This window comes from Nocardia sp. 149-1B (assembly GCF_057747975.1).
In genome coordinates this window covers 4,705,306-4,718,200 of sequence record NZ_CM173233.1, presented here as the reverse complement: position 1 = coordinate 4,718,200, position 12,895 = coordinate 4,705,306, and the positions used below count along the sequence as shown (strand labels likewise).

Sequence of the window (12,895 nt, the reverse complement as noted above, 5' to 3'; positions counted from 1 at the left end):
CACGCCAGGGACGGTCGAGTCGGCGCGTCTCCACGCGTGTGAGGGCCGAGTCGGCGTGTCTGCACCGAAACCTCAGGGCTCGAGGGTGTAACCCAGCCCTGGTGAGGTGACGAGGTGACGGGGGCGGGCGGGGTCGTCCTCGAGCTTGCGGCGCAGCTGGGCGGCGTACACCCGGAGGTAGTGCGACTCGTGCTCGTAGGCCGGCCCCCAGACCTCCCGGAGGATCTGGGCCCGCGGCACCAGCCGGCCGAGGTTGCGGGCGAGGAGCTCGAGGAACGCCCACTCCGTGGGGGTCAGCCGGACGTCGGTGCCGGCGCGGGAGACCCGCTTCCTGGCCAGGTCGATGACCAGGTCGCCGACCTCGACCGCCGACGGCGCGGGCGACGCCTCCTGGCTGCGGCGTACGGCGGAGCGCAACCGTGCCATCAGCTCGTTCATCGCGAACGGCTTGGTGACGTAGTCGTCGGCCCCGAGGTCGAGCGCCTCGACCTTGTCCTCGCCGTGCTGGCGGGCCGACAGCACGACGATGGGCACGCTCGTCCACCCGCGCAGCCCGGCGATCACCTCGGTGCCGTCCATGTCCGGCAGGCCGAGGTCCAGCACGACGACGTCCGGGTGCTCGGTGGCGGCGGCGTCGAGGGCGGAGCGGCCGTCCGCGGCGGTCACCACCTCCCAGCCGTGGGCGCGCAGGTTGATGGCGAGGGCCCGAGCGAGGGCCGGCTCGTCGTCGACGACCAGGACCTTGTACGACGCGGCGCTCACGGCTGGGCCCTCGGGATCGAGACGACCATCGTCAGGCCGCCACCGGGCGTGTCCTCCGCGGCGAGCTCCCCGCCGAGCGCCTCGGTGAGGCCGCGGGCCACGGCGAGCCCCAGCCCCAGGCCTCCGGGGCTGGTGTCGTCGAGCCGCTGGAACGGGTCGAACATCCGCTCGCGCTGCGCGGGCGCCACGCCGGGCCCGCGGTCGACGACGAGGATCTCGACGGACTCCGGGAGCACGTTGGCCAGCACCCGCACCGGCGTCCCGTGCGAGACGCGGACCGCGTTGCCGACCAGGTTGGCGACCACGCGCTCGAGCAGACCGGCGTCGGTGAGCACGAGCGGCGCCGACTCGTCGACCTCCAGCGAGACCGCCGACGGGGGATGACCGGCGACCGCGAGCGGCAGGATCTCCTCGAGGCTGCGGTCGGCCAGGACCGGGTGCAGCAGCCCGGACTGGATGCGGGAGAGATCGAGCAGGTTGTCGATGAGTCGCTCGAGCTGCTCGGTCGAGGAGTCCACGGCCGCCACCAGCTCGGTCCGGTCCGCGGAGTCGAGCGAGCCGGACACGAGCCCGTCGACCGCCGTGCGCATGGTGGCGAGCGGCGTGCGCAGGTCGTGCGACACGGCGCGCAGGATCGCCGTGGTGGTCGCCTCGGCCCGCTCGAGGGCCGCCGCCCGCTCCTCGCGCTCGCGGAGCCGGCGGTACTCCAGCACCAGGCTGGTCTGCACGGCGAACCCCTCGAGCACCCGCTGGTCGGTCGCCCGCAGCGGTGACCCGCACAGGACGATCACGTGGTGGTCGTCGACCTGCACCCGGGTGTCGCCCTCGTCGGGGGCGCAGGCGGGCCCGTCGCCGCTCGACGCGACCACCGACCACCCGGCGGGGCCGCGGGCCAGCAGCGAGGCGGAGGACTGGCCGAAGGTCTCCCGCAGCCGGGCCACGATGGCCTCCGCCGTGTCCTGCCCGGTCAGCACCGACCGGGACAGCGAGCTCATCGTGGCCGCCTCGGCCCGGGCCCGGACGGCGTCCGCCGCGCGGCGCGAGGCCCGGTCGACGACCGTGGCGACGCCGACGGCCACCGCCAGGAAGACGACCAGGGCCACCACGTTCGCCGGCTCCGAGATCGTCAGCCGGCGGACCGGCGGGGTGAAGAACCAGTTCATCAGCAAGAACCCGACGAGTGCGGCCACCAGGGCCGGCACCAGGCCGCCGACGAGGGCGACGAGCACGGTCAGGGCCAGGAAGAGCAGGACGTCGAGCGGCAGCTGGTCGGGGTCGTTGCCGGTGTCGAGGAGGAGCGTCAGCAGGACCGGCAGCAGCACGGCGGACAGCAGGCCGGCGACCTGGCGCTGCCGGCTCAGCGGCGAGAGGTACGGGCGCGCCCGCGCGGCGCGGGCGACCTCCCCGTGGGTGACCAGGTGCACGTCGATCGCGCCGGCCAGGGAGGCGATCCGGTCGCCGGTCGTGCCGAGGAAGAGCCGCCGGAGCCGCCCGTGCCGGGACACGCCCACGATGATCATCGTCGCGTTCGCCCCGCTCGCGAAGTCGACGACGGCCTCGGAGACGTCGGCGCCGACCACCGAGTGGAAGGTCCCGCCCAGGGAGGCGACCAGCTGCTGGGCGTGCGCGAGGCGATTGTCGTCGGGGTTGGCGAGGCCGTCGTTGGCGATCACGTGGAGCGCCAGCAGCTCGGCGCCGGCGGCCCGCTGGGCCAGCCGGGCACCGCGCCGCAGCAGCGTCTCGGTCTCGGGACCGCCCGTGACGGCGACGACGATCCGCTCCTTGGCCGGCCACGACGCCTCGATCCGGTGCGCCCGGCGGTAGTCGTCGAGCGCGTCGTCGACCCGGTCGGCCAGCCACAGCAGCGCGAGCTCGCGCAGCGCGGTCAGGTTGCCGACCCGGAAGTACGACGTGAGCGAGGCGTCGATCTGCTCGGCCCGGTAGATGTTGCCGTGCGCCATCCGGCGCCGCAGCGCGTCGGGCGACATGTCGACGAGCTGGATCTGGTCGGCGGTGCGCACGACGTCGTCGGGCACGGTCTCGCGCTGGCGCACCCCAGTGATCCGCTCGACCGCGTCGTTGAGCGACTCCAGGTGCTGGATGTTGACGGTGGTGATGACGTCGATGCCGGCCACCAGGATCTGCTCGACGTCCTCGGCGCGCTTCTCGCGCCTGCTGCCGGGCACGTTGGTGTGGGCGAGCTCGTCGACGCAGACGACCGCCGGGCTGCGGGCGATCACCGCGTCGGTGTCCATCTCGGTGAAGGTGGTGCCGCGGTAGGAGATCTCGCGCCGCGGTACGACCTCGAGGCCGTCGACCATCGCCGCGGTCTGGGCCCGGCCGTGGGTCTCGACGTACCCGACGACGACGTCGGTGCCGCGCTCGCAGCGCCGGCGCGCCTCGCTGAGCATGGCGTAGGTCTTGCCCACGCCGGGCGCGGCACCGAGGTAGACGGTGAGCCGACCCCGCTTGACCTCCTCCGCCATGGTTCGATCCTGCCAGTCAGCCGTGGGCGGCGGCCTGGAGCACGGCGATGTTGAGCTCCAGCACGTTGACGTGCGGCTCGCCGAGGATGCCCCAGGTGCGCCCGCTGGTGTGCTCCGCGACGAGGTCGCGGACCCGATCCTCGGTGAGGCCGTTGGCCTGGGCCACCCGCGGTACCTGGATCGCGGCGTATGCCGGCGAGATGTCCGGGTCGAGCCCGGACGCCGAGGCGGTGACGGCGTCAGCGGGCACCTGGTCGGGGTTCACGCCCTCGCGCGCCGCGATCTCGGCCTTGCGGTCCTTGATCGCCGCGATCAGGTCCGGGCTCTCGGGGCCCAGGTTGGAGCCGTAGGAGTTGAGCGGGTCGTAGCCGGTTCCGGCCGCGGACGGGCGCGGCTGGAAGAGGCCGGCGCCCACGCTCCCCTGGACCAGCTGGCCAAGGATGGCCGACCCGACTGCCTGGTGGGGATCGGTCGTGTGGTCACCGGAGGCGGTGACGAGGGAGCCGTGCGCCGTCCAGGGCGAAGCGACCGCGGCCGCGCCGTACACGGCGAGCGGGTAGGCGACGCCCACGAGCAGCGTGGCCGCGACCAGCACCCGCAGCCCGGCGAGGCTGAAGCGGAACAGGCTGTAGATGTCTTTCATGTCAGACCCCTGGGATCAGCGAGATGACGAGGTCGAGCAGCTTGATGCCCAGGAAGGGAGCGACCAGGCCGCCGACGCCGTAGATGAGGATGTTGCGCCGCAGCAGGTCCGCGGCAGAGGACGGCGTGTAGCGCACGCCGCGCAGGGACAGCGGGATCAGCGCGACGATGATCAACGCGTTGAACACCACCGCCGAGAGGATCGCCGACTCCGGTGAGGACAGGCGCATCACGTTGAGCACGTCGAGGTCCGGGAAGGCGACGACGAACATCGCCGGCAGGATCGCGAAGTACTTCGCGATGTCGTTGGCCACCGAGAACGTCGTGAGCGCCCCCCGGGTGATCAGCAGCTGCTTGCCGATCTCGACGACGTCGATGAGCTTGGTGGGGTCGGAGTCGAGGTCGACCATGTTGCCGGCCTCCTTGGCCGCGGTCGTCCCGGTGTTCATCGCGACCCCGACGTCGGCCTGGGCGAGGGCGGGGGCGTCGTTCGTGCCGTCGCCGCACATGGCGACCATCCGGCCGCCGCGCTGCTCCTGGCGGATCAGCGCCATCTTGTCCTCGGGGGTCGCCTCGGCCAGGAAGTCGTCGACCCCGGCCTCCTCGGCGATCGCGCGCGCGGTGATGGCGTTGTCCCCGGTGATCATGACCGTGCGGATGCCCATCGCGCGCAGCTCGTCGAAGCGCTGCCGGATGCCCTCCTTGACCACGTCCTTGAGGTGGATGACGCCCAAAACCCGAGCCGGCTGGTCGCCGATCTGCTCGGCGACGACCAGGGGGGTCCCTCCGGACGCGCTGACCCCGTCGACCAGGACGGTGAGCCCACCGGACGGCCCTGCGGCCGGGGCGCCGGTGGCCCGAGCCCACTGGGCGATCGCAGACGCTGCTCCCTTGCGGACCACCCGGTCGCCGACGTCGATGCCGCTCATCCGGGTGGTGGCGGAGAACTCGACGAGCGTGGCGCCGTCCGGTACGCCGCGGCCGCCGCCGATCAGAGTGACGATGCTGCGTCCCTCGGGCGTCTCGTCGGCGAGCGAGGACAGCAGCGCGGCCTCGGCCAGCTCGTCGTGCGTCACGCCCTCCAGGGGCAGCAGCTCGGTGGCCTGGCGGTTGCCGTAGGTGATGGTGCCGGTCTTGTCGAGGAGGAGCACGTCGACGTCGCCGGCCGCCTCGACCGCGCGTCCCGACATGGCGAGCACGTTGCGGCGCACCAGCCGGTCCATGCCGGCGATCCCGATCGCCGAGAGCAGCGCGCCGATCGTGGTGGGGATCAGGCAGACCAGGAGCGCGACCAGGACGATCCAGGACTGATGAGCGCCGCTGTAGTCGGCGACGTAGTGGAGCGAGCCCACGACGACGAGGAAGATGACCGTGAGCACCGCGAGCAGGATGTTGAGGGCGATCTCGTTGGGGGTGCGCTGCCGCTCGGATCCCTCGACGAGGGCGATCATCCGGTCGACGAACGAGTGCCCCGGCTCCGAGGTGATCCGCACCACGATCTCGTCGGAGAGCACCACAGTGCCCCCCGTAACGGCCGACCGGTCCCCGCCGGACTCGCGGATGACCGGAGCGGACTCACCGGTCACCGCGGACTCGTCGACCGAGGCGACCCCCTCGATGACGTCACCGTCACCCGGGATCCGCTCGCCCGCGCTGACGACCACGACGTCCCCGGCGCGCAGCGCCGTGCTCGGGACCTCCTCGGTGCCGCCGTCGGGGCGCCGCCGGCGGGCGGTGCTCTCCTGCTGGAGGGCACGCAGGCTCGCGGCCTGGGCCTTGCCGCGTCCCTCGGCCACGGACTCGGCGAGGTTGCCGAACAGGACCGTCAGCCATAGCCAGATGGACACGCCGATGCCGAGGGTGCCGGGGTCGAGCACCGACATCACGGTGGTGACGACGGCTCCGACCTCGACGACCAGCATCACGGGGCTGTGGACGAGCTCTCGAGGGTCGAGCTTGCGCAGGGCGCCGGGCAGCGCCTCGCGGAGCTGGGTGGCGAGCGGGCGCCGGGCCGGCGCCGGGTGGTGAGTGTTCACGACAGGGACTCCGCGATCGGACCGAGGACGAGCACCGGGACGTAGGTCAGACCGACCACGACCAGGGCGACGCCCGTGAGGAGGGCAACGAACAGTGGCTTGTGCGTGGGCAGGGTGCCGGAGCTCGGTGGCAGCCGTTTCGCGGCGGCGAAGCGCCCGGCGAGGGCCAGGACGAACACCATCGGGAGGAACCGGCCGAGCAGCATCAACAACCCGAGCAGGGTGTTCCAGAACGGCGTACCGGAGGTCAGGCCACCGAAGGCGCTGCCGTTGTTGTTGGCGGCCGAGGTGACGGCGTACAGCGCCTCGGACAGGCCGTGGGGGCCGGACTCCTGGAGGCCGGCCAGGCCGTCCTTCGCGGTGATCGCGACCGCGATCCCGACGAGCACCAGGACCGGGGTCGCGAGGATGTAGAGCGCGACGAGCCAGATCTCGCGCTCGCCGATCTTCTTGCCGAGGTACTCCGGTGTCCGGCCGACCATGAGGCCCGCGAGGAACACGGTGACGATGGCCAGCATCAGCATGCCGTAGAGGCCGGAGCCGACGCCGCCGGGAGCGACCTCGCCGAGCATCATGTTGAACATCGCGATCCCGCCGCCGGGAGCCGTCAGCGAGTCGTGCATCGCGTTGACCGCCCCGGTCGACGTGCCGGTGGTCGAGGAGGCGAACAGCGCGGACGCCGCCTCACCGAACCGGGTCTCCTTGCCCTCCATCGCCGCGCCTGCCAGGTGGGGGGCGGTCCCGGGCGCGGCCATCTCGGCCCAGGTGAGCAGGAGCACCGAGGCGCCCCACAGGGCGCCCATCACCGCGAGGATCGCGCCGCCCTGGCGGCGGTCGCCCACGATGATGCCGAAGGCCCACGCCATCGAGAACGGGATGGCCAGCAACAGGAAGACCTGGAAGATGTCGGTGAACGGCGTCGGGTTCTCGAACGGGTGCGAGGAGTTCGCGTTGTAGAAGCCGCCGCCGTTGGTGCCGAGCTCCTTGATCGCTTCCTGGCTCGCGACCGGACCGCCCGTGATCGCCTGGGTGCCCCCGGTGAGCGTGTGCACGGTCTGCGGCTCCAGGAAGTTCTGGACCACCCCGAAGAGCACGAACAGGATCGCCGCGACGACCGAGATCGGCAGCAGGACGCGGACGACCGTGCGCACCAGGTCGGACCAGAAGTTGCCGACCCGGCCTCCCCGGAGGCTGCGGGCGAGCCCTCGCGCGAACGCAGCAGCGACGGCCATGCCGACGCCGGCCGACGCGAAGTTCTGCACGGTGAGACCGGACATCTGGAAGAGGTGGCCGGTGGCCGCCTCTCCCGAGTACCACTGCCAGTTGGTGTTGGTGACGAACGAGACCGCGGTGTTCCAGGCGCCGTCGGCCGGCAGCCCGGAGAACCCGAGTGACAGGGGGAGGTGCTCCTGGAGACGGCCGAAGCCGTAGAGCACGAGCACACCGACCAGGGAGAAGCCGAGGACCGACATCGCGTAGGACCGCCAGTGCTGGTCGGCGTCCGCGTCGACGCGCATCGCCCGGTACGACACGCGCTCGACGGTCAGGTGCTTCTCGGAGGTGTAGATGCCGGCGAGGTAGCGCCCGAGCAGCGGGACGGCGGCGGCGAGCGCGACGACGAGGACCGCGACCTGGGCGATCGCGGGACCGACGGCGCTCATTCGCTGTCGCCCCCGTTGCCGAGGCGGCGGTCGAGCGCGCCGACGAGGACCGCGAGAAGGCCGAAGACGACCACGGTCAGGAGAAGGTACAGGAGATCAGCCACGTGCCATTCGTAGGCCCCGCCGGTGGCCCTCGCGCCGGGTCTTGATGCTTCCTTGACGCTCGGGCGCCCTGCCTTGACCCGACCCTAACGGGGGACGCGAACCAGCAGCCGGCCGTGGATGCAGGTCATCCGGAGCTCGCGGCCGGGGCCGATGGAGTCACCGTCGAGCTGACGGGGGGTGTCGGTGGCGGCGCGGACGACGACCGTGTGACCGGTCATCCGGTTGACCAGCTCGTCGGTGCGGGACCGGCGGGCCAGCACCCGGTAGGCCAGCGGGATCCACGAGAGGAACTTGCGCGGGTGCAGCATCACGACGTCCAGCACGCCGTCGTCGATCGCGGCGTCCGGGAGCAGCGGCATCCCCGCCTGCAGGAACCCGACGTTGCCGACCACGATCGTGCGGGCCCGGTGCTTGGTGAACTCCCCGCCGTCGACCGAGACCTCGACCCGCACGGCGGGGAACATCAGGGACTTCAGCGCGGAGAGCACGTAGGCGAGCCAGCCGACGCGCTTCTTGATGTCCTCGTTGACGCCCTCCATGATCGCGGCGTCGAAGCCCATCCCGGCCATCACCATGAAGTGGGTGTCCTCGAACCCGTCGCCGGAGACCTCCACCAGGTCGATGGCGCGGTCCTGGCCGGTGAGCGCGACGTCGATCGCGGCGCGGATGTAGAGCGGGATGTCGAGGTTGCGGGCGAGCAGGTTGCCGGTCCCGGCGGGCACGATCCCGACCGGGATGCCGGTACCGGCCAGCTCGGCGCAGACCTCGCGCACGGTGCCGTCGCCGCCGCACACCAGCACCAGGTCCGCCCCGGCGACGGCGGCGGCCTCGGCCATCCCGGTGCCGGGGTCCTCGACCGTCGTGTAGTACCAGCGCGGTGCCGACCAGCCGGCCTCCGCGGCCATCGCGGACACGATGGACTCGAACTGACCGACGTCCTCGACCTTGATCGGGTTCAGGATCACCGCGAGCCGGTGCCGGGACGCGTAGACCTCGGGCAAGGGCGCGATGCTCGCCGCGTGGCTGCGGGGGAGCGGGTTGTAGATGGCGAGGGCGAGCATCACCATGCCCACCCCGAGCAGCGCGCCGGCCGTGACGTCTGTGGGGTAGTGCCGCCCCAGGAGCACCCGGTCCGACATCACGACCAGGGCCAGGAGCACCAGGCCGGTGTAGAGGAGCCGGCGCGTGCTGCCGCGGCGTACGAGCATCGCGATCAGCACGGCACACAACGAGCAGTACGCCGCGATCGAGGACGCGTGGCCGCTGGGGAAGGAGTGCGTGGTCAGCAGGTGGTGAGTGTCCTGCCATGGCGGCCGGCCCCGGCCGATCTGCGTCTTCAGCAGCGTGGTCATCAGCGAGGTCGCGATCATGACCACGACCGTCAGCAGTGCGGCCCGACGGTGGCCCTTCAGCAGGAGTGCGCCGGCCAGGATCGTCGTCCACACCGTCATGCCGAACGTGGCGAAGCCGATCTCGATGAGCCGCAGGGGCTCACGCATCCAGTGCTCGTCGACCGACCAGCCCTCCAGCCCGTTGCCCCGGTCGTCGATGCTCGTCAACGGACTCCACGAGTGGGTCACGAGCACCGCGATGACGGCGAAGGCAGCGAAGCAGAGCAGCGCCCAGGTCACGAAGAAGGAGCGAGGGCGGTCGAGCACGCCCGCCAGTATGCCGAAGGGTCCACCAGGCACCCGTATCTCGGGTGAGGTCCCCCGCGCGCGACGGATAGCCTGGGCACATGACCTCACCCCACGAAGTCGCTCGCTGCGCTCCCAACTCCGCGGGGACCCCGAGATGATCGATCCACGAGTCCTCCGCGACGACCCCGACCGCGTCCGTGCCGCCCAGGCCAAGCGCGGGCTGTCCGACGAGGTCGTGGACCGGGCGCTCTCCGCCGACACCGAGCGTCGCCGTGCGATCGCCGACTTCGAGGCCAAGCGCGCCGAGCAGAAGCAGCTCGGCAAGCTGATCCCGCAGGCCCAGGGGGAGGAGAAGGCGGCGCTGCTCGCGCAGACCAAGACCCTGGCCGCCGAGGTCAAGGAGGCCGAGGCCGCGCAGGCCACCGCCGAGGAGGCCTGGCAGTCGGCCCTGATGAGCATCCCCAACCTCGCCGCCGAGGAGGCCCCGGCCGGGGGTGAGGACGACTACGTCGTGCTCGAGGAGATCGGCACCCCCCGCGACTTCGCCGCCGAGGGCTTCGAGCCGCGCGACCACATCGAGCTCGGTCGGATGCTCGGCGCGATCGACCTCGACCGGGGCGCCAAGGTGTCCGGGTCGCGCTTCTACTTCCTCACCGGCGCCGGCGCCGAGCTCGAGCTCGCCCTGGTCAACCTCGCGATGCAGCAGGCGCGCGAGGCCGGCTTCACGCCCGTGATCGCCCCCTCGATGGTCAAGCCGCGCGCGATGGACGGCACGGGGTTCCTCGGCCAGGCGGCCGACGACGTCTACCGGATCGAGGGCCAGGACATGTACCTCGTCGGGACCTCCGAGGTCCCGATGGCGGCGTACCACTCCGACGAGATCCTCGACGGTGCCGCGCTGCCGATGCGCTACGCCGCGTTCAGCCCGTGCTTCCGCAAGGAGGCCGGCTCGCACGGCAAGGACACCAAGGGCATCATCCGGGTGCACTGGTTCGACAAGGTCGAGATGTTCGTCTACACCACGACGGAGGACTCGTACGCCGAGCACCAGCGACTGCTCGCGTGGGAGAAGGAGTTCCTCGAGAAGCTCGAGCTGGCCTACCGCGTGATCGACGTGGCCGCCGGTGACCTCGGGCTCTCCGCCCAGCGCAAGTTCGACTGCGAGGCCTGGATCCCCACTCAGGGCCGCTACCGCGAGCTCACCTCCACCTCGAACTGCACGGAGTTCCAGACCCGGCGCCTCGACACCCGCGGTCGTTTCGACGGGGAGATCAAGCCGATCTCGACGCTCAACGGCACCCTGTGCGCGATCACCCGCACGATCGTCGCGGTGCTGGAGACCCACCAGCAGGCCGACGGTTCGGTGCGGGTGCCGAAGGCGCTCCAGCCGTGGCTGGGCCGCGACGTCCTGGAGCCGGTCGCCACGTGAGCGTTCCTGCTGGCTGGCGGCCCGAGCTGGTCGCCCTCGACATCGACGGCACGATCCTGAAGTGGGTCGAGGGCTCCGGCACCACCCGTGAGGAGATCTCGCCGGCGGTCAAGGAGTCGGTGCACCGGGCGCTGGCGGCCGGTGCGCACGTGGTGCTGGCCAGCGGACGGTCCCCGCACGGCATGACCAACGTCGCGGACCTGCTCGAGCTGCACGCCGCCGACCGCGACCGGCTCTGGGTCGTCGCGTCCAACGGGGCGGTGGTGTTCCGCTACCCGCCGCTGGAGGTCGTGCACGAGGAGACGTTCGACGCGCGCTCCGCGGTGCAGGCGATCCTCGACCGGCACCCGACCGCGCTGGTCGCGGTCGAGGAGCGCGGGGTCGGCTACCGGGTCAACTCGCAGTTCCCCGACGGGGAGCTGTCCGGCGACATGATCATCACCGAGCTCGACGAGCTGCTCGCCGCTGAGGTGAGCCGCGTGATCATCCGCGACCCCGAGTCGACCGCCGACGAGTTCGTCGCCCTCGCCGAGGGCCTCGGTCTGCAGGGCACCAACTACGTGGTCGGGTGGACCGCCTGGCTCGACCTGGCGCCGGTAGGCGTCTCCAAGGCCTCCGGGCTCGAGTACGTCGCGAAGGAGCTCGGCGTCTCCGCGGACCAGACCCTCGCGATCGGCGACGGCCGCAACGACGTCGAGATGTTCGAGTGGGCCTACCGCGGGGTCGCGATGGGCCAGGCCATCGAGGACGTCCTCGCGGCCGCCGACGCCGTGACCGGCAGCGTCTACGACGACGGCGTCGCCGCCGAGCTCGACCGGTGGTTCCACTGATGTCCTCCGACGCCCCTCCCGAGCTCGTCACCAGCGAGCGCCTGCGGCTGCCCGTGTGGACGCCCGAGGAGGCGGCCGACATCCTCGCCGGTCGCCGCCGCGAGGGCTGGCACCGCGACTACCCGCGGCAGGACGACCGCGACGCTGCCACGCTCTACCACGCCGGCGACCCGTGGTCGCCTCGTCACATCGTGCGGGGATCGACGACGCTGGGCGGCATCGGCTTCTTCGGTCCGCCCGAGCCGGCCGCCGACGGCGTGCCCGAGGTGGAGGTCGGCTACGGCCTCGTGGCCGAGGCCCGCGGCTGGGGGTTCGCCACGGAGGCGCTGCGCGCGCTGCTCGTCGAGACCGACCGCCTCGGCGTCCGCGTCCGGGCCAGCGTGGAGCCCGCGAACACCGCCAGCATCCGGGTCCTGGCGAAGTGCGGGTTCACCGAGCTGCGCGGCAGCAACGAGGACGGCGAGCTCGTGATGGCGCGGCCGCTCCCGGCGTCGTGACCCGCCCCCGCCTGGTCGCCACCGACCTCGACGGCACCCTGGTCCGGTCCGACGGCACGGTGTCGGCGTACACCGCCGAGGTCCTGTCGGCGGTGGAGGCGGCCGGTGCGGTCGTCGTGTTCGTGACCGGACGGCCGCTGCGCTGGGCCGAGGAGGTCTTCGAGTACGTCGGGGAGCACGGCTTGGCCGTCGTGGCCAACGGCGCCCTCGTGTGGGACGTCGGCCGCCACGACGTGCACCTGCTGCGACCCATCGACCCGGCGCTGGGGATCGAGGCCTGCGGACTGCTGCGGGCGGCGCTCCCGGAGACGGCCTTCGCGGTCGAGACGCTCGGCGGGATCGTGCTGGAGCCGGACTTCCACGACCAGCACCGGGTGCCCGAGGGGGCCCGCCGTGCCCCGATCGCGAACATGTTCGACGAACCGGTCGTCAAGCTGCTGGCCCGGCACGAGGAGCTCGCGCCCCAGGAGTTCTGGGACCTCGCCGAAGAGGCACTCGGCGGCCGACTGGTCATCACCTGGTCGTCGAGCTCCGCGCTCCTCGAGATCAGCGCACCCGGCGTCACCAAGGCCTCGACGCTGGCGCTGCTGTGCGACGACCTGGGCGTCGAGGCGGACGAGGTGATCGCGTTCGGCGACATGCCCAACGACCTGCCGATGCTGGCGTGGGCGGGCACGTCGTACGCCATGGCGGACGCCCACCCCACCGTGACCGAGGCGGCCGACCACGTCGCCCCCGGCCACGACGAGGACGGCGTCGCCCGGGTGCTGGCTGGTGTGTTCGACCTGTGATCTGTTGAGATGGTCG

10 protein-coding genes are annotated in these 12,895 nt (G+C 72.0%); 4 read left to right on the top strand and 6 right to left on the bottom strand.

What is annotated here, in order from left to right:
• Nucleotides 1-72: 72 nt before the first annotated feature.
• From AC3ANS_RS22605 to AC3ANS_RS22580, 6 genes are all read right to left on the bottom strand, one after another.
• On the bottom strand, nt 73-762 hold the full coding sequence (locus tag AC3ANS_RS22605) for a response regulator (protein WP_488293817.1): 690 nt from the start codon (nt 760-762) through the stop codon (nt 73-75).
• Complete coding sequence (locus AC3ANS_RS22600; RefSeq protein WP_488293816.1) at nt 759-3,248, bottom strand: sensor histidine kinase; 2,490 nt, start codon at nt 3,246-3,248, stop codon at nt 759-761. Before AC3ANS_RS22600 ends, AC3ANS_RS22605 begins: the two co-directional genes overlap by 4 nt.
• A 16-nt stretch (nt 3,249-3,264) precedes the next feature.
• A complete protein-coding gene (gene kdpC / locus AC3ANS_RS22595; RefSeq protein WP_488293815.1) occupies nt 3,265-3,891 on the bottom strand; it encodes a K(+)-transporting ATPase subunit C in 627 nt (208 codons plus the stop codon).
• A gap of 1 nt (nt 3,892) precedes the next feature.
• Nucleotides 3,893-5,926 carry a potassium-transporting ATPase subunit KdpB gene (gene kdpB / locus AC3ANS_RS22590; RefSeq protein ID WP_488293814.1) on the bottom strand — a complete coding sequence of 678 codons (2,034 nt, stop codon included), beginning with the start codon at nt 5,924-5,926 and terminating at the stop codon, nt 3,893-3,895.
• A complete protein-coding gene (gene kdpA / locus AC3ANS_RS22585; RefSeq protein WP_488293813.1) occupies nt 5,923-7,587 on the bottom strand; it encodes a potassium-transporting ATPase subunit KdpA in 1,665 nt (554 codons plus the stop codon). The genes kdpB and kdpA overlap by 4 nt, the downstream gene beginning before the upstream one ends.
• A gap of 188 nt (nt 7,588-7,775) precedes the next feature.
• Entirely contained in the window at nt 7,776-9,350 is a 1,575-nt protein-coding gene (locus tag AC3ANS_RS22580) for a bifunctional phosphatase PAP2/diacylglycerol kinase family protein (RefSeq protein ID WP_488293812.1), read from the bottom strand.
• A 136-nt stretch (nt 9,351-9,486) separates the two neighbouring features.
• Here AC3ANS_RS22580 and serS point away from each other — a divergent pair, with 136 nt between their 5' ends.
• From serS to AC3ANS_RS22560, 4 genes are read left to right on the top strand one after another with little or no spacing between them, the layout of a single operon-like run.
• A complete protein-coding gene (gene serS / locus AC3ANS_RS22575; protein WP_488293811.1) occupies nt 9,487-10,761 on the top strand; it encodes a serine--tRNA ligase in 1,275 nt (424 codons plus the stop codon).
• Nucleotides 10,758-11,591 carry an HAD family hydrolase gene (locus tag AC3ANS_RS22570; RefSeq protein ID WP_488293810.1) on the top strand — a complete coding sequence of 278 codons (834 nt, stop codon included), beginning with the start codon at nt 10,758-10,760 and terminating at the stop codon, nt 11,589-11,591. The genes serS and AC3ANS_RS22570 overlap by 4 nt, the downstream gene beginning before the upstream one ends.
• On the top strand, nt 11,591-12,088 hold the full coding sequence (locus AC3ANS_RS22565) for a GNAT family N-acetyltransferase (RefSeq protein ID WP_488293809.1): 498 nt from the start codon (nt 11,591-11,593) through the stop codon (nt 12,086-12,088). Before AC3ANS_RS22570 ends, AC3ANS_RS22565 begins: the two co-directional genes overlap by 1 nt.
• Nucleotides 12,085-12,879 (top strand): HAD-IIB family hydrolase, encoded by a 795-nt coding sequence (locus AC3ANS_RS22560; protein ID WP_488293808.1) that lies wholly within the window; start codon nt 12,085-12,087, stop codon nt 12,877-12,879. Before AC3ANS_RS22565 ends, AC3ANS_RS22560 begins: the two co-directional genes overlap by 4 nt.
• Nucleotides 12,880-12,895: the final 16 nt, after the last annotated feature.